The 22,473-nt window shown below is 51.6% G+C and carries 20 protein-coding genes and 2 tRNA genes; 9 read left to right on the forward strand and 13 right to left on the reverse strand.

The window, feature by feature from the left end; all coding sequences use genetic code 11:
* Window positions 1–212 precede the first annotated feature (212 nt).
* From H7U12_RS08290 to H7U12_RS08320, 7 genes are all read right to left on the reverse strand, one after another.
* Complete coding sequence (locus H7U12_RS08290) at window positions 213–1,139, reverse strand: bestrophin family protein (protein WP_186635853.1); 927 nt, start codon at window positions 1,137–1,139, stop codon at window positions 213–215.
* Window positions 1,140–1,195: 56 nt separating this feature from the next.
* Window positions 1,196–1,630: a hypothetical protein gene (locus H7U12_RS08295; RefSeq protein ID WP_186635856.1), complete on the reverse strand. Its 435-nt coding sequence runs from the start codon at window positions 1,628–1,630 to the stop codon at window positions 1,196–1,198.
* A 652-nt stretch (window positions 1,631–2,282) separates the two neighbouring features.
* A complete protein-coding gene (locus H7U12_RS08300) occupies window positions 2,283–3,656 on the reverse strand; it encodes a sensor histidine kinase (RefSeq protein WP_186635859.1) in 1,374 nt (457 codons plus the stop codon).
* Entirely contained in the window at window positions 3,653–4,357 is a 705-nt protein-coding gene (locus tag H7U12_RS08305) for a response regulator transcription factor (protein ID WP_241749254.1), read from the reverse strand. Before H7U12_RS08305 ends, H7U12_RS08300 begins: the two co-directional genes overlap by 4 nt.
* Window positions 4,358–4,592: 235 nt before the next feature.
* Window positions 4,593–4,952 carry a CoA-binding protein gene (locus H7U12_RS08310; protein ID WP_186635862.1) on the reverse strand — a complete coding sequence of 120 codons (360 nt, stop codon included), beginning with the start codon at window positions 4,950–4,952 and terminating at the stop codon, window positions 4,593–4,595.
* 74 nt (window positions 4,953–5,026) lie between these two features.
* Entirely contained in the window at window positions 5,027–6,604 is a 1,578-nt protein-coding gene (locus H7U12_RS08315; protein WP_186636411.1) for an NAD(P)/FAD-dependent oxidoreductase, read from the reverse strand.
* Window positions 6,605–6,991: 387 nt separating this feature from the next.
* A complete protein-coding gene (locus H7U12_RS08320; protein WP_186635865.1) occupies window positions 6,992–7,960 on the reverse strand; it encodes a tryptophan 2,3-dioxygenase family protein in 969 nt (322 codons plus the stop codon).
* A 239-nt stretch (window positions 7,961–8,199) separates the two neighbouring features.
* Here H7U12_RS08320 and sdaAB point away from each other — a divergent pair, with 239 nt between their 5' ends.
* Genes sdaAB through H7U12_RS08340 form a run of 4 tightly spaced genes read left to right on the forward strand, consistent with a single transcriptional unit; the run spans window position 8,200 to window position 12,737 of the window.
* Window positions 8,200–8,880: an L-serine ammonia-lyase, iron-sulfur-dependent subunit beta gene (gene sdaAB / locus H7U12_RS08325; RefSeq protein WP_186635868.1), complete on the forward strand. Its 681-nt coding sequence runs from the start codon at window positions 8,200–8,202 to the stop codon at window positions 8,878–8,880.
* On the forward strand, window positions 8,881–10,347 hold the full coding sequence (locus tag H7U12_RS08330) for a TolC family protein (RefSeq protein WP_186635871.1): 1,467 nt from the start codon (window positions 8,881–8,883) through the stop codon (window positions 10,345–10,347).
* 7 nt (window positions 10,348–10,354) lie between these two features.
* A complete protein-coding gene (locus H7U12_RS08335) occupies window positions 10,355–11,731 on the forward strand; it encodes an efflux RND transporter periplasmic adaptor subunit (RefSeq protein ID WP_186635875.1) in 1,377 nt (458 codons plus the stop codon).
* A 7-nt stretch (window positions 11,732–11,738) separates the two neighbouring features.
* Complete coding sequence (locus H7U12_RS08340; protein ID WP_186635878.1) at window positions 11,739–12,737, forward strand: NAD(P)H-dependent glycerol-3-phosphate dehydrogenase; 999 nt, start codon at window positions 11,739–11,741, stop codon at window positions 12,735–12,737.
* 326 nt (window positions 12,738–13,063) lie between these two features.
* Here the strand turns inward: H7U12_RS08340 and H7U12_RS08345 are convergent, their stop codons facing one another.
* The 3 genes from H7U12_RS08345 to pdxH are packed head-to-tail and all read right to left on the reverse strand — an operon-like array spanning window position 13,064 to window position 15,596.
* A complete protein-coding gene (locus H7U12_RS08345) occupies window positions 13,064–13,636 on the reverse strand; it encodes a Maf family nucleotide pyrophosphatase (RefSeq protein ID WP_186635881.1) in 573 nt (190 codons plus the stop codon).
* Window positions 13,623–14,900: a DUF1015 domain-containing protein gene (locus H7U12_RS08350; RefSeq protein WP_186635884.1), complete on the reverse strand. Its 1,278-nt coding sequence runs from the start codon at window positions 14,898–14,900 to the stop codon at window positions 13,623–13,625. The genes H7U12_RS08345 and H7U12_RS08350 overlap by 14 nt, the downstream gene beginning before the upstream one ends.
* A 42-nt stretch (window positions 14,901–14,942) precedes the next feature.
* The gene (gene pdxH, locus H7U12_RS08355) at window positions 14,943–15,596 is read right to left on the reverse strand and encodes a pyridoxamine 5'-phosphate oxidase (protein WP_186635887.1); all 654 of its coding nucleotides are present in this window, start codon (window positions 15,594–15,596) and stop codon (window positions 14,943–14,945) included.
* A gap of 215 nt (window positions 15,597–15,811) precedes the next feature.
* Between pdxH and H7U12_RS08360 the strand changes: the two genes are divergently transcribed.
* The 4 genes from H7U12_RS08360 (at window position 15,812) to H7U12_RS08375 (ending at window position 19,004) form a co-directional block, all read left to right on the forward strand.
* On the forward strand, window positions 15,812–16,366 hold the full coding sequence (locus H7U12_RS08360; RefSeq protein ID WP_186635890.1) for a YqgE/AlgH family protein: 555 nt from the start codon (window positions 15,812–15,814) through the stop codon (window positions 16,364–16,366).
* A 25-nt stretch (window positions 16,367–16,391) separates the two neighbouring features.
* Window positions 16,392–18,629 (forward strand): DUF349 domain-containing protein, encoded by a 2,238-nt coding sequence (locus H7U12_RS08365; RefSeq protein ID WP_186635893.1) that lies wholly within the window; start codon window positions 16,392–16,394, stop codon window positions 18,627–18,629.
* 129 nt (window positions 18,630–18,758) lie between these two features.
* Window positions 18,759–18,831 (forward strand) — tRNA-Thr (locus H7U12_RS08370).
* Window positions 18,832–18,931: 100 nt separating this feature from the next.
* Window positions 18,932–19,004 (forward strand) — tRNA-Thr (locus H7U12_RS08375).
* 113 nt (window positions 19,005–19,117) lie between these two features.
* On the opposite strand, the gene H7U12_RS08380 is transcribed toward H7U12_RS08375, so the two are convergent.
* The 3 genes from H7U12_RS08380 to H7U12_RS08390 form a co-directional block, all read right to left on the reverse strand.
* Window positions 19,118–19,567 carry a hypothetical protein gene (locus tag H7U12_RS08380; RefSeq protein WP_186635896.1) on the reverse strand — a complete coding sequence of 150 codons (450 nt, stop codon included), beginning with the start codon at window positions 19,565–19,567 and terminating at the stop codon, window positions 19,118–19,120.
* A 210-nt stretch (window positions 19,568–19,777) separates the two neighbouring features.
* Complete coding sequence (locus H7U12_RS08385; protein ID WP_186635898.1) at window positions 19,778–20,101, reverse strand: hypothetical protein; 324 nt, start codon at window positions 20,099–20,101, stop codon at window positions 19,778–19,780.
* A 357-nt stretch (window positions 20,102–20,458) separates the two neighbouring features.
* Entirely contained in the window at window positions 20,459–20,821 is a 363-nt protein-coding gene (locus tag H7U12_RS08390; protein WP_186635901.1) for a cupin domain-containing protein, read from the reverse strand.
* Between the two features lie 273 nt (window positions 20,822–21,094).
* Here H7U12_RS08390 and H7U12_RS08395 point away from each other — a divergent pair, with 273 nt between their 5' ends.
* Entirely contained in the window at window positions 21,095–22,471 is a 1,377-nt protein-coding gene (locus H7U12_RS08395; protein ID WP_186635904.1) for a hypothetical protein, read from the forward strand.
* The last annotated feature ends 2 nt before the right edge of the window (window positions 22,472–22,473 follow it).

Consider the following 22,473-nt stretch of genomic DNA (forward strand, 5'->3'; position numbering starts at 1 on the left):
ATACGAGAAGACAGCCGGCAGTTTTGCCGGATTCGTTTTCCTAGCAGCAGCCATGATCCTGCTACACTAATTGTCAACACGCCCTAGAGCTGTTTTTGGAAAAAGACCGCTGAAACAGCCTTTTAGTTGGAGTATAAAAAACGCCTTCCCGCAGGGACCTCAGGTTAGAGGAACTACCTGCGGGAAGGCGTTTTGGTTTAGGTGTACTTCGCTTACAAGATGTAAAAAGCCACTTTCTGCGGCGCTTTGGGCGCGGGCACCACTTCGGGCTCTTTGTATTCGCGCAGCAGTTGCTTGAGGTCGCGTTCAATGGTCTGGGCGATGGTGCTCATGGGCGTATCGGTGGGTTTGTTCTCGAAGGGATCCTGCAGGTGGATGGCCATCTTCTCAATGAGCAGAAACGACGAGGCAATAGCAATTACCAGTGGAATCATCATGAACCCGAACACGTCAATCACGCCAAAAGGCAGCATCAGAATGAAGAGGATGAGGGCCAGGTGGGTGTACAGGCTGTACGTAGCCGGAAAAACCGTGTTCTTGATCCGTTCGCAGCCGCCCATGGAATTGCAGAGGCGGGTAAGGGTTTGGTCAATTTCCACCTGCTGGTATTTATTGATCCAGCCGGCTTTTTGGGCTTGGCGCAGATCCTGGCCGTGCAGTTCCAGCAGGCCCACAGGTTTGTTTGTGAACTCCTTCAGGAAATACAGCTGTTCCTCGGTCATCCACTTATCAGCGTCCTCCAGCGGCGGCAGTTTCCGGAGCGATTGGCCCAAGCTGTAACACCAGGCAATCTGCCGCTTCACAAAACGCTCTTTGAAGTACAAGGCCTCTACTGAATTGTACGGCGTGTCTACGAAGTTGAGCACCTGCCGGGTGAGGGTGCGGGAATCGTTCACAATGGCTCCCCACAGCGTGCGGGCTTCCCACCAGCGGTCATACGCCTGGTTTGACCTAAATGCCAGCAGCAAAGACAAGATGGTCCCCAACATGGTAGGCACGGCAATGGGAATGGAAATGCGGGTAAAATGGAAGTTGAAGTACAGGATGGCCACCAACATGGTGTACGCCATCACCAGTACCACTTCGGTCTTTATTTTCCCGAATACATACTGAATGGGAATATTCTTCTTTAATAACATATAAAATCAAATTAGGGGTAAGAGAAAGCTTTGGACCGGTTAAGGAATCGAGCCTTTTAAGCCAGTTCCATGGGGGTGAGGCTGATGACGGGCAACGGACACTTCTCCAGGAAAAGACTGGGGTTCTGGCTCAGCTTCCCGATGGATTTGTACCGGTACGTAGCGGGAGAGACCACAAAATCAACCGAGTTGGCTTTCAGGAAGTTTTTAAAGGCCACCAGCGTAGTGCCGTAAAAGCAGGTCCAGTTCACGCCGGTGATCTGCGGATATTCCTGTTCCAGGGCCAGGCACTTCCGGTAGAAATCAAAGGAAACCAGGTTTTCTTCCTTGTTCCGGCGGGAGAGCATCAGCAAATCTGTGATGGAGCTGGACAACCCGAACGGGTGGAAAAGCAGCACCTTCAGGGGCATCCCGGGGAAGGTCTCCACCAATTCAGGAATGCAGGCAAAAGAATCGTTCTCAAAATTAGAGGGCATTAACACAGTGGCCATAGTTTGTCAGGTTTGGAGTTACATGAACTTTAAACAAACCTACGCGGACCACATTAACCCCATGTAAGAGCGGGATTAGAATGTCATTAGAATTGACATTAGAGAGAAAAACGTGCTAATTATCAGCTTTATACAGATCGAATTACCCCAGGTAAGCTGAACCTGTTTTAAAGCTATTTTTAGGAAAACGGCTCCAAAACAGGCAGCAATTGTAGGTCAACGACCTTGTTGGAGTTATCGCCAGAAAGTCAAGCACATTCGTCTTTCCGCGTGTTGGTGAAAACACGCAGCATAGCGATTGTAGCACCCGTCCTTATTTTTCACCGCCCTAATCGTTACCTTTTGCTCTTAACGTTGCCCTTGTTGGTGTTCTCACCAACAAGCCGGATACAGCGACACACCGGTAGTTGCTGAAAACGAGCAGCATGAGAGAAAGGTAGAACGTCTCGTCATAAGCAAACAGGTACTGCCTTGATCTCTTTTTCAGGCACGTTTTGACAAAAACAAGCCGAAAACGATGGTACAAGCAGATGCTGAAGTAGGAACTTCAACGTTCAGGACCGAATACAAGAAACACGATGGAATGGCAAGTCTGTTTTAGAGGTGTTTTCCGATAATCGGCCTAAAAACACTTGCCTATCAAATAAGAAAATTAGAGAGAGGACGCTTGGGGAAGGTTGATCTGGATTTCGGTTCCTGAACCTTCCTGGGTGAGGATGCCGATGCTGCCTTTGTGTAACCGGATGATGTTGAGCGAAAGGGGCAGGCCCACGCCGTGGCCTTCAAAGTCAGAGGTGTTAGAGGCCCGGAAGAACGGCACGAAAACATACGGCAGTTCCCCCTCGGGGATGCCAATGCCTTTGTCCTGCACCGAGATGGTCAGCTGTCCTTTGTTGGAGAGGATCTGCACCTTCACGGTCTGGTTGTGCGAGTACTTGCAGGCGTTCATGACAATGTTGCTGACCGCAAGTTTGAGCAGGTTCACGTTGCCGCTCACCAGCAACTCGCTCTCGTCCTGGGGCAGGAACCCGAAGTCAATCTGAATGTTGTTGTCGGGGTAGAGCTGGTCAGCCGATTCTTTCACCAGCCACAGCAGCTCGTCTATTCTTACCAGTTCCCAGTTCTGTTTTTTGCCATCGAAACCGCTTTGCGCAATGCCCAGCAAACTGGTCAAGATATCTTTCAGCTTATCGGCTTCGTGGTGGATTTTCTCCAGGGAACGCCGGGGGCCGGTAGGAAGATCAGACTGCATCAGCGCCAACTCGGCTTCGCCTTTGATGATGGTCAGGGGCGTTCTCAGCTCGTGGGAGGCATTGCTCACGAAGTTGTTCTGGGTTTCGAAGGCGGTTTCCAGCCTGATGAGCAAATCGTTGAACGTTTGGGTAAGCTCGGTGAGTTCGTCTTTGTTCGTGCCCACCTCCAGGCGCAGGTTCAGGTTCTCGGCCGTCATTCCCTTTACCTTCTTTATAATTTCCCGGATGGGCTTGAACGTTTGCCGGGTGAATTGTTTGCCCATGAAAAAGACCAGCACCACTGACAGGAAAAAGCCGAGCAGCAGAATGCGCGAAAGGTGGGTGACTTCTTCCAGCCCGTACGGGTTCTTCGCTGATACCACCACTAAATACCGGCGGCCGTTGCTTTGGTGGACGCTCCCGGCGTAAAACGCCACCTGGGTCCTGAACCGGGCCGAGTTGTTGTTGAGAGCATCGGCTAGGAAGGGCAGCGGCAAACCACTTTTCCGGAGGCCAGCCAGCGGGTTCACGGCCGGCACCTCCAGAATGTAATCCTTTTCTTCGGGCAGTTTCTCCAGGTAGACCTGCCTTAATTGCCGAAGCTGGTCAGGGTTTCCCGGGGCGCTGGTTTCCAGGTGGGCGGCAGACGCCAGGTTGACTCGCGTCTCCAGCCGCTTGTAGAAGTCCTCAAACGCGTAGTGATTGGTGAAAAAGTAGATGAATCCGCAGAAGAGCAGAATCACCAGAGAAGTTAAGACGGAGAATAGGAGGGTGGCCTGGGTTTGGATGTTCATACCGCCTCCTCCTTGAGGACGTAGCCCATGCCAATCACCGTGTGAATCAGCTTCGGCTCGTATTCGCGGTCCACCTTCTTTCTCAGGTAATTGATGTACACATCTACCACGTTGGTGCCCAGGTTAAAATCAATGTTCCAGACATGCTCCAGAATCTCGATGCGCGATAAAACCCGTTTGTGGTGCTGGGCCAGAAACTCCAATAATCGGAATTCGGTGGCGGTCAAGGGAATAAGCGTGCCCTGCCGGAGAACTTTTTTCTCCAGGATGTCTACCTCCAGATCCGCGATTTTGATTTTGTTCTGGGGGATTACGGCTCCCTGGGCCCGGCGGGTAAGGTTCCGGATTCTGGCGCTGAGCTCGGAGAAGTTGAACGGCTTGACCAAGTAATCATCGGCGCCGCTGTCCAGTCCCAGCACAATGTTCTCCGGTGAGTCCAGGGCGGTGAGCATGAGAATGGGCGTGTCAATGGCTTGTTCGCGCAGCTTCTGGCAAACGGTGAGGCCGCTCATTTGGGGCAGCATCAAATCCAGAATAATGAGGTGGAACTGGAATTTTACCGCCATGTTCAGCCCATCGGTCCCGCTCATGGCCACACTGACGGTATAGCCTTCCTCTTTCAGGCCGCGTTGCAACATCTCGGCCAGTCTGGGCTCGTCTTCCACCACAAGAATCTTCTTGTCCATCGTAATCTGGTTCATTGGGTTCAAAACTAGTAGTTGTAGAGTAACAACCCAAAGCCTTGTTGGTTATTGAACCCGGTAAGTCCAGAAGTATTGCGGGGCAGTTGCTTTGTAAGCTGGTAGAAAAGTCTCAATGTAAGTAGCTATATCACTCGGAAATTCTGCGACAGAAGGGGCAGAAACGACCAAGGGGTTTTAGGGCTATTTTCATGAAAACAGCCCTAAAACCCCTTGGTGTAAGATACTTCCTTCGTTAATAGTTGCCCACCGAGAGCATCACCAGGGTGCACGCGTGCATGGTTTTGATGTTCTGCTCCCGCGCCTTCTTCTCCAGTTCCAGGTTCTCGGTGCCGGGGTTGAAAATAATGCGTTTGGGTTTCAAAGAGAGGATGTAGTCATACCAGCTGGGCTGGTTCTGGGGCCCCACATACAGCGTGACCGTGTCTACCTCATCAATGGACGGTTTTTCGGTCTCGATGGGCAACCCGGCCACTTCGCCGCGTTTGATGCCCACGGGAACCACCTCGTGCCCTGATCTTTTCAGCTGATGAACAGCCTTATAGCTATAACGCCCTGGGTTGTCAGAAGCGCCAATTACCACTGTCTTTTTCATCGTATTACCCTTAGTTTTGAGAAAACAGGCTCAAAATGCCTTTACGTGTTTATACTCGCAATCATGCCCGGGGGTTAACCCCGCACCAGCAAAGCCACCTGCTCGGCGCAGCGCTCGCCGTCCATGGCCGCCGACACGATGCCGCCCGCGTACCCGGCACCCTCGGCGCAGGGGAAGAGGTTCTGGATCTGCGGATGCCGTAGCGTTTCCTTGTCTCTGGGGATGCGCACGGGCGAAGAGGTTCTGCTTTCCACGCCCACAATTTGCGCATCATTGGTCAGGTAGCCCCGCATTTTATAGCCGAATTCCTGAAAACCGCCCCGTAACCGCTGCCCGATCATGGGAGGCAAGACCTCCATCATGTCTACGGAGGCGAGGCCCGGTTGGTAGGAGGTATCCAGCAAAGCGGAAGAAACTTTTCCCTTCACAAAATCCTGGAGTCGTTGAGCCGGGGCCACCTGCGTACCACCGGCGGCGGCGCAGGCTTTCTGCTCCAGCGCTTGCTGCAGTTTGAGTCCGGCCAGGGCACCGTGCTGTTTCAGGTCCATGTCTTCCAGGTTCACCGCCACCACAATGCCGGAATTCGCGAACTTAGAATCCCGGCGGCTGGGCGACATGCCGTTCACCACCACCTCGCCGGGCGCAGTCGCGGACGGCACGATGAAACCGCCGGGGCACATGCAGAAGGAGAACACGCCGCGTTCCTGGCCTTTGTAGGCAACTTGCTGCACCAAGGAGTAGGAAGCCGCCGGCAGATACAGTCCGCGGTCGCCATCACAGTGGTACTGGATGCCGTCAATAAGGCTTTGCTGGTGCTCTACCCGTACGCCCATAGCAAAGGGTTTGGCCTCGATGAGGATGTTGCGGGCGTGCAGCAGTTCATAGATATCGCGGGCGGAGTGTCCGGTGGCCAGAATCACGGCTTCGCCTTCCAGAGACGTTCCGGCCGCGGTGATCACGCCTTTCATCTGGTTTTTCTCCAGGATGAAGTCAGTAACCCGCGTGTTGAAATGGATCTCGCCGCCCGCCGCCAGAATGGTTTCCCGCATCTGAGCGATGAGCACCGGCAGTTTATTGGTCCCGATGTGCGGATGGGCATCGAAGAGAATATCCGTGTTGGCGCCGTGTTGCACCAGAATCTGAAGGATGCGCTGCACATCGCCGCGTTTCTTGGATCGGGTGTAGAGCTTTCCGTCAGAATACGTGCCGGCACCGCCCTCTCCGAAGCAGTAGTTGGAATCGGGATTCACCACGTGCTCTTTGTTGATGGCCGCCAGATCGCGCCGACGGCTGCGCACGTCTTTCCCGCGTTCCACCACCACCGGTTTCAGGCCCAATTCAAGGCACCGCAACGCGGCAAACAGCCCCGCTGATCCGGCGCCCACTATCAGTACGCGCTTGGCATCGGGTTTGACGGCAGGATAGGTGTAGGTGGGCAGCAATGCGGAGAGATCCGGGGCCTGAGTATAGACATCGGCACGGACTTTCACCTGCACCTTGCGGCCGCGGGCATCAATGGAACGCTTGATTTTGTGGATGAACGCGGCATCCTCGGGTTGAGAGAGGCCGGCTTGTTGCAGAAGCTCACGCTCCAGAAGGGCAGGGTCATAGGCTACCTCAGGGGCCAGGACCAGGTCAAGTTCTTTCTTCATCATGAATGGTAAGGTAGTTAACCTTAAAAGGTGTTAAAGGCTCGTCTCTAAAGCCTGGCGGCAAAGATAAGCACTCTTCAGAAACCAATATCAGGGCAGGAAAATTCGTTTCAGGGCTGTTTTGGCAAAAAGGGCCTTAAAACGCCAACTCACCTTTATAAATAGATGGTTAAGTAATTGCGGCTGGTGAGCTGTTTTTTTTCTGGATATTTCCCTCGCAAAGACAAATACTGGTTGAATAGGAAATCGCGGAAGATCATACAAAGCCTTTTACTGTGGCTTGACTAGAATAATTCATCCGATGTGTTTTGAGGATGTTTTCTATAAAACAGCCCTGAAAAGGAACCTAAGCTCCTTTTTAGGGCTGTTGCTATTACGGGTAAAAGCTTAGTCGACTTCCCCAACAATGTCATTGACCCATCCTTTGCCCCAGTTGTCTTTTTCCTGTAGCGTCCAGATCTCGGGGTAGAAGATTCTTTTCTGGAATTTGGGAGGCAGGTACTTCTGCCAGTTAGTGCCGCCGGTGGCCGCAATGATCTCGGGGTCGCGCTGCAGGTACCGTACCGCCGATTTGTAGTGCATGAGCGGCCAGTTCACGTTGACGTTGCTGTCCAGTTCCTTGAGGTGGTTCAGGAGCTTCTGGTTTTGCTGCTCTTCCGGCGAAAGTCGCTTGAAAACGGCCCACACGTTTTTGTCCTGGTACTCACGGGCGTGCTGCATCAGTTCAGCAGAATACTTTTCCTCGAACTGCAGCAAGGTGAGCGTTTTAGCCCCGGTAGCGGCCTCAGTGGCTCCTTCTTTCCAGTAAATGCAGCCGAACATCTCCTCATGGGTACTTTGCAGGCCCAGCGCTTCGCGTTTGGCTTTGTCTGTCAGGTTGCGCAGGTCGGTAGAGCAGAGTTCAATCTTGCGGTACTGCACACTCTGGAAACCGCTGGCGGGCATGAGGGCCATCCTGAACTTCAGGAATTCTTTGGGGTCCATGCCGTCCACCATCACGTCAAAGGAATCAATGAGGTTCTCAAAGTAGCGGTTGATGCGGCCAAGGCGGGTAATCAGCACCTGGGCAGTAGGGGTAGAAGCTAGGCCAATCTGTCTGTACTCGTGGAGGCAGAGCTTAAAGTAGAGCTCCGTCACCTGGTGGTACATGATGAAGATCTCCTCGTCCGGAATTTTGGTGCGGGGCGTCTGAAGACTCAGCAGGGTGTCCAGGTGAATGTAGTCCCAGTAGTTCAGGAAATCTGAGTAGAGGAGCCCTTCCAGGTAAGAAGCCAGGTCCTGGCCCAGTGGGTGGTATTTCTGTTGGAGGCGTTCCAGCAGTTCCAGTACCTGTGGTGAGAAGGTGCGGTCTGGCATATATTATTTTCTGAATGTTGTAATTATCTTTCCTTACTTGCGACAAAGAAAGTAAAAGAAATTGGTTTGGTGCCAGATAGGCCCAGAGAATCATGCGAGAGAACTGTTCTGCCCCGGGGCAACTCCTACGGCTTCTGGTGTATCTTCCTGATGAACCGCCAACTCCTGTTTTTTTGGCAGCGGCTGCCCAAGGGTAAACAATATCTTTAACTTTGATGCCGGAAGAACGCACAAAGACCATGGCAGAGAAAAGCAGCATTTTTGATATGATTGGGCCGGTGATGATTGGGCCGTCCAGCTCGCATACCGCTGGTGTGGTCCGCATTGCGCGGGCCGCCATCCGGATTTTAGGGGCAGCTCCGGCCGAAGCCGTCATCACCTTTTATAACTCCTTCGCCCGCACCTATGAGGGGCACGGCAGCGACCGGGCCATTCTAGCGGGACTGCTGGATTATAAAACCGATGACATCCGCATCAAAGAGTCTTTTACCCACGCCGAGGCGCAAGGCTTGAAATACACCTTCAAGTCAGTGGGGAACGCCTCTACCATGCACCCCAACACCATCAAGCTGAACCTGACGGCCGCCGATGGCCGAACCGCCGAGGTGATTGGCCAGAGCCGGGGCGGTGGCGTGATCAGCATTGTGGAGGTAGACGGTTTCCCGTCCAACTTCTCCGCGAACCTGCACACGCTCATCATTGACGCCGATGACGTGACCGGGAGCATTGCCTTCATCAGCAGCATCATTGCCCATGATGACTGCAACATTGCCACCATGAACGTGTCCCGGAAAGGCCGCCATGATGTTGCCCGCCAGTTCATTGAGATGGACTCCGGGTTGCGCCCCATCTCGCTGGAATACCTCCGGCAGTTGAGCTGGGTCAAGAACGTGATCTATATCCCTAATATTGACTTATAAATGAGACGTTTCTCTTCCAAATTTCTGTCTACGCTGGGGCTGGTCATTGGCTGCCATACGCTCTCGGTAGCGCAAACCACCACTTCCACGGAAACGGTCTGGAGCTTAGAGCAGTGTGTGGCCCATGCCGTGAAAAACAACCTGCAGATCCGGCAAACCGGGCTCACGATAGAACAGGCGGCTATTGACGTGAACCAGGCTCGCGCAAACCAACTGCCTTCCATAAACGGGAGCGGCAGTCACGGCTTTAACAACGGTTTCTTTCTGGACCCGGTGCGAAACCAGATTCAGAATACCCAGATATGGTCTGGTAACGTGGGGGTGAACGGTTCTGTGAACCTGTATAGCGGTTTACAGACGCATAACAGTATCAAGCGGAACCGGCTTGAGCTGGAAGCCAGCCGGCTAGACCAACAGAAAGTGCAGAATGACGTGACGCTCAATGTGGTGACTTCTTATATGAACATCCTGTTAAACCAGGAGATCTTAAGAACCAACCAGGAAAGACTTAATCTTACGCAAAGCCAGTTAGAGCGTACGCAAAAGCTTTTCAAGGCGGGCAGCGTTCCTGAAAGCAATGTTTTAGACCTGAATGCCCAAATGGCTAGTGATGAACTGAATATCATCACCGCCCAGAACAACATTGAGTTATCTGAGTTGCAGTTAATCCAGTTGTTGAACCTCACCGATGCCAATCCGGCGAATTTCTCGGTGGTAGTTCCAAATCTTCCAGATCCGGACCAGTCTGTGATTGGGTTCAATGCCGAAGATGTGTATGCCTCAGCTTCGGAGAGAATGCCCGAGATCCTGCGCACAAGATTACGGATTCAGAGCGCAGATAAATCCATTGCCATTGCCAAAGGCGGGTATCATCCCAGCTTGAGTTTAGTTGGAAGTGTCAGTACTCGTTACTCAAGCGGAACTTCATTGATTTCACTCGGAAGTCCTTTCTCCCAGAGAACGCTCATCGGTTATCAGGACGAGAATATGAATCAACCCATCTACATTTATAACGAGGCTCAGGAGCGTTCGCAAAAAGAGTACCCGTATTTCAACCAGCTGCAGGACAACATTGGTCAGTTCATTGGGCTAAACTTGAGCGTTCCAATCCTGAATGGCTTTAGAGTCAGGAACAATGTTCAGCTTTCTAGAATCGGTTTACGCAATGCTCAGATCAACTCTGACATCGCCAAAAACGAGCTGAAACAGACCATTGCACAGGCGTACACCGATGCTATTGGCGCACAGAAGCGGTTCACGGCGGCTAAAAAGCAGTTGGAGGCCTTTGAACAAGCCTACCGGAATGCCGAGATCCGGCTGAACAACGGCCTCATCAACAACGTGGATTTCAACGTGGCCAGAAACAACCTGGTGAAAGCCCAATCAGACATTATCCAAGCAAAATACGATTACGTTTTCAGACTTAAATTCCTGGAATTCTACCAAGGCAAACCCATCACTCTTTAAATAACCCATGGCTAAGCGCAAATCGAACAAACTGTTTTACATTCTGGGGGGCATCGTGTTACTTCTTTTAGTTGGAGCACTGGTCGCCAAGAAGAATGGCTGGATTGGTAAACAAGAAGGAATTGAAGTAGCCGTCGCTAAGGCGAAAGCTGCCAGCATCATAGAGAAAGTGAGTGCCTCCGGGAAGGTACAGCCCGAGATTGAGGTAAAAATCAGCCCAGACGTATCCGGGGAGATCACGGAGTTGTACGTGAAGGAAGGCGACTCCGTAGTAGCGGGTCAGTTGCTGCTCCGCATTCGCCCTGACAACTACCAGGCCATGGTGGAGATGCAGTCGGCCTCGGTGAATACCCAGCGGGCCAATCTGGCCCAGTCAAAAGCCCGTTTAAACCAGGCTTTGGCTAATAGCAAGAACATTCGGCAATCTTATGAGCGTAACCTGAAGCTGTTTGAGCAGAAGGTGATCTCCCAGTCAGAGATGGATGCGGCCAGATCGCAGTTTGAGGCGAACAAAGCCGAGGTAGACGCGGCCCGCCAAAGCGTTCGGGCAGCGGAGTCTACGGTACGTAGCGCCAGCGCGTCTCTGGAAGAATCCAGAAGAAACCTGGACAAAACCACCATCTATGCGCCGGTGAGCGGCACAGTCTCTAAATTGAACGTGGAGCGGGGAGAGCGCGTGGTGGGTACTTCCCAGATGGCCGGTACGGAGATCATGCGCATCGCCAATCTCAACAACATGGAGATCAGGGTAAACGTGAACGAGAATGACATTGTGCGGGTGCGCCTGAATGACTCCGTGATTGTGGAAGTGGATTCCTACACCAATACCAACCGTAAGTTCAAAGGCGTGGTGACTTCCATTGCCAATACGGCCAAAGACGCTACTACTTTGGAGGCAGTTACCGAATTTGAGGTCAGAATCAGGTTGTTGAACGAGTCGTACAAAGATTTGATCCAGAAAAACGGACGTACCCCGTTCAGACCGGGCATGACTGCCTCCGTAGACATCATCACCGATCAGAAAAACAATGTGCTCTCCGTTCCGTTAGCGGCAGTAACTACCCGCGCCAAAAACAAAGACAACGCCAAACCGGAGGCCATGGCCAACAACCTGAACCAGGAGGAGAAGCCGGCCCGGGCAGAAGAACGTCCGCAGGAAGTGGTATTTGTGCACGAAGGCGGTAAGGTGAAGATGGTGAACGTGACCACCGGCATCAGTGATTTCGACAACATTGAGATTCTCTCTGGCCTGAAAGCCGGGCAGGAGGTAGTATCAGGTCCATTCAGAGCGGTTTCCAAGCAGCTCAAAGAAGGCGACCTGGTGACCGTGAAAGATGAGAAATCATTGAGTAAAGATTTGAAAGAAGATACGTCAGAAGAATAAAAAAGCTTTGCAGGAAAGAGAAAGAATAGCCGTTCTAGGCGGCGGAAGTTGGGCAACGGCCCTGGTGAAGATTCTGTCAGAAAATAAAACCGATGTCAGCTGGTGGCTCCGGAACAAGGAAGATGTGCAGCATCTGTGCCAGTACGGGCACAACCCGCGTTACCTGAGCGGCATCCGGTTCAATTTAGAGTACGTTCATCCGTCCAATGACATTGAGGGCACCGTGGCCCAGGCCGATTGGGTGATTCTGGCGGTTCCGGCGGCTTTTGTGAAACAGGCCTTGTCACCTCTGGCCGCCGATGCGCTAAAGGGCAAAACCCTGGTCTCAGCCATCAAAGGGATGATCCCCGGCGAGAACCTGCTCATCACCGATTTCCTGGAGCAACATTACGGAGTGCCCGCCGATCGGCAGTGCGTTATTGCGGGCCCTTGCCACGCCGAGGAAGTGGCCCTGGAGAAGCAGTCTTACCTGACCATCGGGTCCCATGACCTGGCCCGGGCCGAACAGTTCTGCGCCCTGCTGCGGAACCGCTACGTGAAAGCCAACCCCTTGGATGACATTGACGGCATTGAGTACTGCGCCGTCATGAAGAACATCATCGCGTTGGCCTGCGGTATTTCCCACGGGCTCAACTACGGCGATAACTTTCAAGCGGTTCTGGTGTCTAATGCCATGGAGGAGATTGAGCGGTTTCTGGATGCTTTGATGCCCCTGCACCGGAACCTGCAAGGCAGTGCCTACCTGGGAGATTTGCTCGTAACCTCGTATTCCCAGTTCAGCCGCAACCGGACCTTCGGGAACATGATTGGGAGAGGCTACACCGTAAAATCAGCTCAGTTTGAGATGAACATGGTGGCCGAGGGGTACTACGCAGTGCAGAGCATCCACGAACTGAACAAGCGCCTGAAAGTGGAGATGCCTATTACTACTGCCGTGTACAACATCCTGTATGAGCGTATTTCTCCGGGAGTTGAAATCGAAATCTTAAAGGAAAAGTTTAAGTAAGCTGCCTCCTATAAATCATGTAAAACGCAGAACCCGCTCTTTTAAACAAGAGCGGGTTCTGCGTTTTAAGGCCGTTTTCTGAAAACAAGCCTAAAAATGACTTAAAGTTATGTTTCAGATAAATGACAAACTTCAATGTCTCAATAACGCCTCCATTGTTGGTGTTTTCACCAACAATCCATAAGCAGGGCTTTCCCAATAAATGGTAAAACCGTGCAGCAGATCAAGGTAGTTTCCTTTAGTTGCTCTAATCAGGTTTTCCTTTTTGATGCTGTTTTCTGAAAACAGCATCAAAAAGGAAAAGTGTTCTTACGTCAGTTGATCCTTTAAAAGACCAGCAGTTCCTCGTACAAACGGTGAACCGGCAGGCCCATGACATTGAAATAAGAACCTTCTATGCGCTCAATGCCCACCAAGCCCAGCCAGTCCTGCGCGCCGTAACTGCCGGCTTTGTCGAAGGGTTTGTAGTGGTTGATGTAGAAGTCAATCTCGTCGCGGGTTAGGTCCCGGAAGTGCACGGTGGTCACGTCGTGGAAGACCACGCTTTTGTCCTGGCTGAGGAGGCAAACCCCGGTGTAGACTTCGTGGCTGCGGCCGGAGAGCATGGTAAGCATGCGCGTGGCCTGGGCATGATCATACGGTTTGTTCAGGATGGTGTCATCCAGGCAGACAATGGTATCGGCGGTGATGATGACTTCCTCCGGCTGAAGCTCCTCCTGATAAAAACTTGCTTTGTGGGCGGCCAGGTATTCGGCCACCTCAGCGCGGGCCAGTTCGGCTGGGTAATTCTCATCCACTTCCTTCACCCGCACCTCAAATGTCAAACCCAGGTTGGTAAGCAGTTCTTTCCGGCGCGGTGAGCCAGAGGCCAGGATGTATTTTTTACTAGTTAAATTCATTTTCGTCTATTGAGCTGAATAAAAATCCACAGATGACTTTAGGGTAAAAAAAGGTTGATTTCTGCGGCATGACCGCGCCCGAGTGACACACCCGCTGCACCTCTTCCATCTTTACTTCGTTGGTGATGAGCGCCAGCTGGGCTTTACCGGAGTCTACTTTGCCCAGACACTCGGCAAAGGACCGCACGTAGGAGAGGCCCGGGTATTGACGCTGCTCTTCGGCGGAGATGCCTAGCACCCGCTCCAGAATGAAATAGTGCATGACGGTTAGATCCAGGTCTTTCACTTCCTGCGGCACCTCCCAAGCCAGAAGCGCATGTGCCTCCGGTTTCAGTCGGGCTTTGTAGGCTTCTCCCTGTAAGTAGACCCCAAACGCCCATTGTTTCCTCGTGATCACCTCGTTCAGTTCGTAAGCTTCCTCAATGGACGTCACCACAAAGAACTCCTTTAAACGTTCAAGAAAAGCTTCAGGTGAGATGGGCAAAGACTCGAATAACCGATGCGTTGGGAGAATTCGCAAATCATCTGAGGCCGCGTTGGTCAGATACATGAGATGGTAGTTGAACGGCTCCTCACCGGTGGCCTGCGGGTGCTGTTGCTGCATTTTCCGGCGGTACTGCAAAGAACCTTCGTACCGGTGGTGCCCATCGGCTAAGATGATCTGCTGGTCTTTGAGCAGGTCTACAAACTTCTGGATCACCTGGGCATCATGGATCACGGAGAGCACGTCGCGCACGCCCTGGTAATCCTCAGACTCATACAGTGGCGACGTGATGCTCTCGTCCATGTACTGCTCTAGGGTGAAATCAGGGTCCGTAAAGAGGCCGTGGGTGGCGCTGGTGTGCATTTTGGTTTCCTCCAGCAACGCGATGCGGTCATTCACCGCTGCGGGAATGGTGTTCTCGTGCCGTAGGATGACCTGCTCCTCCCATTGATAGGCTTTGATGTGGCACATAAATCCTTTGCGGCAATACTCACGGCTGGAGCCTGGCAACCGGAAATACTGGTAATAGACATAGATACCCGGCAGTTGGTCCTGCAGCAGAATGCCCGCGCGTTTCCAGTGTTCGGCGGTGCGGCGAGCACTGTCTGCGGGGTCTGGCCCGGGCGGAACGGATAAATGGATGCTGTTGTAGGAGTTCCGGTACAAGGCCTGCCGCTGCTTCACCGAGACTACATCAAACAGGGGAGAGGTAAGCGCGTCAATGGAAAAAGGGAGCCGGGGATTGTACCGGAACCCTTTGATGGGAAGTATGTCCGCCATGGAGGTTTTAATGCTGTTTTACGAAAAAGAGGCCAAAAACAATCAGGGTGCCAGCCGCTGGATGCGCCAGTTACCGCTGCTTTCCACCTCATACAAAAGCCGGTCGTGCAACCGGTTCTGGCGGCCCTGCCAAAACTCAATCCGATCGGGCACGACCAGGTACCCGCCCCAGTGCTCAGGCCGGGGCACCACCTCCATGTCTTTGAACTTGGCGGAGTATTCCTGCTCCAGGTTCTCCAGAAGGGTTCGATCCTGAATGGGTTGGCTCTGCGGAGAAGACCAGGCCCCTATCTGACTTCCGCGCGGGCGGCTATGAAAATAAGCTTCCGAAACCTCGGGGGAGACTCTTTGTACTTTTCCTTCAATGCGCACCTGTCTTTCCAGCGCCGGCCAGAAGAAGGTGAGGGCGGCGAAGGGGTTCTCCAGCAGTTGCTGCCCTTTCCGGCTCACATAGTTGGTGTAGAAGACAAAGCCTTCCTTTTCCAGGGCTTTCAGCAGCACCACCCGGGCGGTGGGTTTTCCCTGGGCATCGGCGGTGCTCAGGGTCATGGCCGTGGGCTCATCGGCTTTGGCGGTAAGCGCTTCCTGCATCCAGGTCTGGAACTGCTGGAAAGGGTCTGCCGATGCTGCTTCCCGCGTGAGCTCTTTCAAGGAATAGTTGATCCGGATATCGGCGAGTGACAAGGGTTCTGGCATGGAGTAACGCTGATTTTAGTAATGAGGTCAAAAGTAGGGCTTTCTCGCTAATCTAGGCACCGGCGGGCAAAAAAGCCTTTCCAATATCTTGCTTAGAAATACGACAACTACGTATTAGGCGTTTTAAGTACGCAAATGAAAGGCTCTCGCAAACCAATTGCAATGCTATTCAGTACGTATAGAGAGCTTAATCCACGGAAAAGATGACAAGAAAAATGGCGAAAGAAATCCAGAAAGGAAGCATACTCATCTCTGAACCTTTCCTGGGTGATCCTAACTTTGAAAGAAGCGTGGTGGTGATCTGCCAGCATGACAAAGACGGGACAGTTGGGCTGGTGTTAAACAGAGTTTCAGCGCTGCAATTATCAGATGTGGTAGACATCAACCATGAGGTCTTTGACATGACCCTGGCCGTGGGCGGACCTATGCAGCCCAATACCCTCCATTACATCCACCGCTTGCCCAACCTACCCGATGCGCAGCCAATTTCAGCTAATTTATTCTGGGGCGGAGACTTTGAAGAACTCACCCGCTGGATAAACCAGGGAATTGTATTACAGGACGAAATCAGGTTTTTTGTGGGTTATTCCGGGTGGAGCCCGGGGCAGTTGGAAGAAGAAATTGATAAAAATGTTTGGTTTGTTAACAACAATGCTGCGAATAAATTGCTTACTTTGAATATAGATACCTTGTGGCGCGATATTTTGAAGGAAATGGGCGGCAAATATAAGATGTACGCCAATTATCCCGCAGACCCAAGTTTAAACTAATCCAAAGGCGCAAAGCCCCACGTGTATGATGAACCTAAATCCGGAAGACCAGCAAAACGGAAGAACGGAAGAACAATCTACCCAGGAACAATTCAGCAACGATCAAACCACCGATCAGCGTAGAATTCTGGAAGAGCGTTTAGCCGAGATAAATGCCCAAAAAGCGGAAACAGCCCCCTCTGTGGAGCAAGTAGAGGAGGTGCCATCTGTTGAAAGCAGAACTGAAGATAAAGCAGACGAAGTAGCTGTTCCTCAGTTAGAACCTTCACTCACTCAATCATCGGTATTGGTGTCAGAGGAACCCATTGCGGTACCTGCAACTGATGAGAATGTCGCTGCAGGAACCGTAGCCAATGAACCAATTCTTTCTGAGAGAAATACAACCGCTCCAGAGCCTGCGTCTGAAGTGCCTGCCATGGAAACTACCGGAGCAGCTCCTGAGACCACTCTACAAACCTCAACAGAAGGAGAGCAGCCCGCCACATCACAGGAAGCCTCAGCCGCTCTAATAGCTCCTCATGATGAAATACATCCAGAGGAAGATGAGATGCACCCTCAAGAAGACTACACCCATTTGTCCATTGATGAGATTCGGGCTAAAATTCTTTCGCTGGCGCAGGAGGGCAATGTCCGGAAAACGGGTCGGGACCTGAACATCCTGTACCGCATGTATGAGCCCTTATTCCAGGAAGAGCGGCAGCAGGCCCTGAACCGCTTCATCGCGGAAGGTGGCGCCCCTGATGACTTCGACTACAATGCGCCCAAAGCCCACAAAGATGTGGAGCAGGCCATGCAGCGATTCCGGGAGGCGCGGTTCAAAGAACAGCGTCAGGAAGAAGAGCAGAAAGTACAGAACCTACAGAAGAAGCGGGACCTGCTGGAGCGCTTACGCGTGCTGATTGAGTCAGAAACCCAGACCAGCGGCTCAGCCATCAAAGAACTGCAGAACGAATGGAAGGCGATAGGGCAGGTGCCAACCGCCGAGGCTCAGCAGCTGTGGAATTCGTACCACGCCCTGCTGGACATGTACTACAACAACCGCAGCATCTTCTTCGAGCTGAAGGAACTGGACCGCAAACGCAACCTGGACGCTAAAAACGCCCTTTGCGAACGCGCTGAGGCACTGGCGAACGAAGAAAATATCAACAAAGCCTTGCAGGAGCTCCGGCATCTGCACGATGAGTGGAAACACATTGGGCCCATCCCCAACGAGGTGCGCGACCAGGTATGGAACCGCTTCATCCAGGCATCTGAGCAGGTGCATGAAAGAAAGAAATCATTTTTTGAGACCCGCAGAAACGAAGAGCTGGGCAACCTGGCCAAAAAGAAGGAGCTGTTGGCCCAGATTGAGCAGTTCCAGCATTTCAAATCGGACCGGATCAACGACTGGCGCGACAAAACCGACCAGATCCAGCAGCTGAAAGAAAGCTGGGATGCCGCCGGTCTGGTGCCTAAAGAAAACGCCGAAGAGGTCAATAAAGCTTTCTGGAGCAGCTACAAGGCTTTCTTCCATCACAAGAACACCTTTTTCAAAGCTTTGGACGAAGAGAAGATGCAGAACTACCGCCAGAAGGTAGCGCTGTGTGAAGAAGCCGAAAGCGTGCAGGGCAGCGAGGAGTGGGACAGCACCAAGGAAAAACTGATCCAGCTCCAGAAAAAGTGGAAGACGATTGGCCGGGTGCCAGATAAATACTCAGACAAGATCTGGAACCGGTTCCGGACCGCCTGTAACGCTTTCTTTGATCGTTTGCACCAGGAAGCCCAGAACAAGGAAACGCAGCTAAACCAGCTTTCGGTTCAGAAGCAAGCCTACTGTGAGCAGCTGGCCAGCAAAGTCGCTGATCCAACTTTGATTGGAACAGTTGATGAGTTCAACCAGATCCATCAGGAGTGGCAATCGTTCGCATCAGAGGGCAAACGGAACCCGAAGGTGGAGGATCGCTTCCAGCAGCTGTTGGCTAAGTACTTGGAGAAGGTGCCGGAGCTGAGTCCGCAGCAGAAAGAACAGACCTTGTTCCAGTTGCAACTAAACCATCTCAAGACCAGTCCAGACGGAGACCAGAAGCTTTACCAGAAAGAGCAGCATCTGCGCCGCGACATCACGTCGCTGGAAAACGACATCTCCACGTTGAAGACCAACATTGAGTTTTTTGCCCGTTCTAAGAACGCCGAGAAGCTGCGGGAAGAATATCAATCCAAGATTGACGAGGCGCAAAACCGCATTCAGCACCTGAAAAGACAGCTGAAAGCCCTGCGCTCCTAAATTTTTGTGCTTGACATTCAAGGCCTTTGTAGCCGTGGGGCAAATTAGTTGCAAGTGGCTTTTGCAAATCTAAAAAAGACCTCTACTTTTGTATCGCTTTCGGAAATCACCAGGTTTCCGGAAGCAAAAGCCTCCATAGCTCAGCTGGTAGAGCAACTGACTTGTAATCAGTAGGTCGCTGGTTCGATCCCGGCTGGGGGCTCAAAAAACACTGCTTCTACACATAAAGCTGTAAGGCTGTTTTTTAAAAACCTTTATTTCTTTGCCGTTTTCAGGAAATCACCAGAATTCTGAAGACAAAAGCCTCCATAGCTCAGCTGGTAGAGCAACTGACTTGTAATCAGTAGGTCGCTGGTTCGATCCCGGCTGGGGGCTCCCACAATAAAAAAGCACTTGCGAGAAAATCTTGCAAGTGCTTTTTTGTTTTCAATCCTGATAAAGTCTCTATCTGTTCAAAGCATCGCCTAAAGCGTAACTCGCCCGCAGCCTCAGGAATCTAAGTTGCCCAGGAGCCACCCGAAGGCACTTTCATAATCGGTAAACACCTCGTGCTGGATAATGCCTTTGGCTTGGTACCCTTCTTTGCCTTTATCAGTGAAATCGGTGTTGGCGACCAGAGCAGGGTAGAAGTCGCTGGTCACGACGGCTAATTTCTGAATGGACGTTTTGGAGGCTAAATCCTGAAACTCGGTTAAAATCCACTCTTTCTCTTCGGGCGTGATGATGTACAGCTGCAGGTCATCGATGAGCCAATACTTGATTTGCCGCTGCCTGGTAAAGTCCAAGGCTTTGTGAAAGCCTATCATACGCTCCGGCAGCGTGATCTGACGTTTCCATTCCACCAGAAGCAACGGTTCGTTCTCCAGCAGAAGGATTGACACATAATCAGTTTCAAAGAGGGATTGGGGCTGGAAATTAGCCGGAATCTGTTTCAACATCGCCTTTGTGGTAAGGGGGAAGACAGGAAAAAGCAGCAGAAAAGGAGTTCAGGTAAGGTGTTAAGCTGAAAAACTCCTTTTAGCCTAGTTTACATAAAGTAAACGTAAAATGCAAAGGTTCTGTGAAGTAGGAAGAGGGTAAGCGGAAATTGTTCAGGCTACTCAAAATACAGTTTAAGGGGCTTGGAGAATAACTATTGAAGCATACGTCTACTCAAAATCCATATGCGGGAGCAATCTCAAAAACGCCTCATGTGCATCATGAAAAGCTTTGAGATATGAGAAGGTGTCTTTCTTAGGCGAGGAAATAATGCCATAGGCTTCATGCTGGAGGAGATTGGTATACCAGGATGCTTCCCGAAGTGGTTCCAGCTCCGGGGAGGTTTTCTCCAGGTGCGTCAACAGAAAACGAAGCTGCAACGCCAACAACACCACCTCCTGTACATGATCGCCCCTCCTATATTCTTCCTTACGAAAACCGGCCTGAATCTTCTTGGTAATAATCTGATAATAGGTAAAGTGATTCTTCTCCATAGTGCACCTCATTAAGTAGGACGTCTTGCACGCATAGTACCGAAAAATCAGCTCTAACAGGCTACAAAGCGATGAAGAGGCTCATTTAACCGGTGAATAAGAGCTTTGGCAAGATGAACGTGTTTTACTATCCTTAGAGGAGGCAATTAGATAATTTAAGGATCTTCAAATTGAGTTGATTGTAGAAGAGCAGAATTTAACTTGCCTGTTAAGTTCTAATACATAAAAGCTTATAACAACAGGAATGCTAAGCTTAGGACAGAGCTCCTACATTAAGCATTCTTGCTATAATCCTTTTCTGAAGTGATACTTACAGTCATCTCATCATAAAGCATTAGCTTTCATCAAGATAAAAGCTCAGTCAACGTCCGGGAGAAAGTTGATCACTGTCTCAGGCGAAAAGACCACGTAGGCTCTTTTCCAGGGTTGATCGCCGAGCATTTTCCATTTATGACCCGCGCCGGTGAGGTCGGTGGCGAGTAAGACTTCTCCTGGCTGCAGGGTGAACGTTTCTCCCAAGCTGGTGGTGAACTCCAGGGTACCGGTTAAGGTCAGGACATATTGCGTATCGGGGGCCGGGTGCCAGTCATAGGTGGCGTGCGGCGGAGTTTCCTTGAAGTGAAGGGAGGTTACCTGGGTGAAGACTTTCTCGGCGATAGTCCCTTTCTCCACGTAAGAATGCCCATCGGCGCCGGTGTACAGTTTATAGGCCTTGATCATAGGTGCTGAAACTTGTGTACCTTTTATACCACTTTCCCCGGATGGGGTTACCAGAAATTTATTTTAGCATAGGCTTAAAATGTTGACCGAAACTAAACGCCGTTGTGCACGCGGGAGCGTTCTTAACGTTCTAAGAAAGAAGGAGGAAGCCAGGGACCCACTGCACTTTGAGAATCTTTTAGGAAAAACGGCATCAAAACAGTAAACTTTCCTCTATCTTCATAGATAACCTTTTTCCTATATTCTAAGTAAGTGCGCAATAATACGTAAAACATGGGCATAGATAAATCAGCATGTATTCGGAAAAGCCAACTGCTTCTGCTTTGCGGAGCGCTGGTTTTTTCGGGATGCTATAAGAAAGAAACGCAGCAGGAGGGAGCGCCTTCGGAGAACACGTCGGCTCAGGTCCAGAAACCAGCCCCGGCCACTTCCGCTAACCCGAAGGAAAACACACCCGCGCCCGCTTCTTCCAAAGTAGATGTGGACCTGTACCTGGAGGTTTCCAACGGGATGAAAGGGTTCATGCCTCCACCGGCCGCCGAAAAAGAACCCACCGTCTTTCAGAGACAACTGAATAAACTGATTTCCGAGGTGCAGGACGGTATCTACGTAGACGCCAAACGCTACTACCTGGCCGGGGAAAACGGACAGGGCCAACCGGTGCTGGACAGTGTGTCTTATGCAACCCTCAAGAACACGGTCACTAGCGGCATCAAAGCCGATGTGCGGGGCACGCCTTTGCCCGCCATGTTGGAAGCCGCTCTGAGCAACTCCGTGAAGCGCGAGGCGGTGAGTGTCATTGTGTCCGATTTCATTCATGGGCCCGATCCTAATAATCCGGGGCAATTCCTTTCTCTTGACTCTGACATCCGGAGCAGTTTGAAACAGGCCGAGCACCAGAACCTGGTGGTGGCCGTGCTGGGCAACGCGTCTGGGTTCTTCGGGAACTATTACCCTGCCGTGAAAAAACCGGCCGTAAAACGCACTTTGGAAGGCGAGGAAATCCCTTTCTACATTTGGGTCATCGGGCAACAGCAGGAAGTACAGACTGTGATCAATAAGGTGCTCCGGAATTTACCGGCCCAGCAGGCATATTTCGGCTTTTCTTATCCTAACGTGGCCTATTCAGCGATTCTCAAATCCAATACTTTCCGGCCGGCGGGCGTTGTGTACTGTACCAGCCGAACCGCGGAGGTCTGCACCAGTGTGAATTTGATGCCCGAAAAAGAAGAGCCCGTTGAATTTACCATCGGCTTGAACCTCAGTGATTTTCCAGCATCCATGCAGCAGGTGAGCTTCTTAAAGCAGCACCTGAAGCTGGCGGTGACCGGCGGAAAGGCTTCTATTGGTACAGTAATTGCTGCCTCAGAAGAGGTAAAGGCTACGCCCGACTTAGCCAAGTACACCCACTTCGTGCGGGTGAAGGTTCCGCAGTTGACGGCGAATTCGGGTTCCATCACGCTGCAGCTTCCGCAGGTGCTTCCCGCCTGGGTAAACCAGTGGTCCACCGCCAACGACAACAATCCGGCGGGCGCGCAACGGAAGACTTACCAGTTGAATACCATCATAGAAGGCGTGCAGGCGCTCTATAGAGACAAAAGCGAAAACGTGTTTAGTGTAACCATGAAGTTTAACAAAGAAAACAAGTAAGG

It is taken from the genome of Rufibacter sediminis, from assembly GCF_014269285.1.
GTDB classification, from domain to species: Bacteria; Bacteroidota; Bacteroidia; order Cytophagales; family Hymenobacteraceae; genus Nibribacter; species Nibribacter sediminis.

Coding starts and splice junctions, on each gene's coding strand:
- H7U12_RS08385 (WP_186635898.1), bottom strand. CDS start 20,101: ATGGAGAAGAATCACTTTACCTATTATCAGATTATTACCAAGAAGATT.
- H7U12_RS08305 (WP_241749254.1), bottom strand. CDS start 4,357: ATGAACCAGATTACGATGGACAAGAAGATTCTTGTGGTGGAAGACGAG.
- H7U12_RS08295 (WP_186635856.1), bottom strand. CDS start 1,630: ATGGCCACTGTGTTAATGCCCTCTAATTTTGAGAACGATTCTTTTGCC.
- H7U12_RS08345 (WP_186635881.1), bottom strand. CDS start 13,636: ATGAATTTAACTAGTAAAAAATACATCCTGGCCTCTGGCTCACCGCGC.
- H7U12_RS08380 (WP_186635896.1), bottom strand. CDS start 19,567: ATGTTGAAACAGATTCCGGCTAATTTCCAGCCCCAATCCCTCTTTGAA.
- pdxH (WP_186635887.1), bottom strand. CDS start 15,596: ATGCCAGAACCCTTGTCACTCGCCGATATCCGGATCAACTATTCCTTG.
- H7U12_RS08300 (WP_186635859.1), bottom strand. CDS start 3,656: ATGAACATCCAAACCCAGGCCACCCTCCTATTCTCCGTCTTAACTTCT.
- H7U12_RS08315 (WP_186636411.1), bottom strand. CDS start 6,604: ATGAAGAAAGAACTTGACCTGGTCCTGGCCCCTGAGGTAGCCTATGAC.
- H7U12_RS08335 (WP_186635875.1), top strand. CDS start 10,355: ATGGCTAAGCGCAAATCGAACAAACTGTTTTACATTCTGGGGGGCATC.
- H7U12_RS08290 (WP_186635853.1), bottom strand. CDS start 1,139: ATGTTATTAAAGAAGAATATTCCCATTCAGTATGTATTCGGGAAAATA.
- H7U12_RS08365 (WP_186635893.1), top strand. CDS start 16,392: ATGATGAACCTAAATCCGGAAGACCAGCAAAACGGAAGAACGGAAGAA.
- H7U12_RS08310 (WP_186635862.1), bottom strand. CDS start 4,952: ATGAAAAAGACAGTGGTAATTGGCGCTTCTGACAACCCAGGGCGTTAT.
- H7U12_RS08320 (WP_186635865.1), bottom strand. CDS start 7,960: ATGCCAGACCGCACCTTCTCACCACAGGTACTGGAACTGCTGGAACGC.
- H7U12_RS08330 (WP_186635871.1), top strand. CDS start 8,881: ATGAGACGTTTCTCTTCCAAATTTCTGTCTACGCTGGGGCTGGTCATT.
- H7U12_RS08350 (WP_186635884.1), bottom strand. CDS start 14,900: ATGGCGGACATACTTCCCATCAAAGGGTTCCGGTACAATCCCCGGCTC.
- H7U12_RS08360 (WP_186635890.1), top strand. CDS start 15,812: ATGGCGAAAGAAATCCAGAAAGGAAGCATACTCATCTCTGAACCTTTC.
- sdaAB (WP_186635868.1), top strand. CDS start 8,200: ATGGCAGAGAAAAGCAGCATTTTTGATATGATTGGGCCGGTGATGATT.
- H7U12_RS08390 (WP_186635901.1), bottom strand. CDS start 20,821: ATGATCAAGGCCTATAAACTGTACACCGGCGCCGATGGGCATTCTTAC.
- H7U12_RS08395 (WP_186635904.1), top strand. CDS start 21,095: ATGGGCATAGATAAATCAGCATGTATTCGGAAAAGCCAACTGCTTCTG.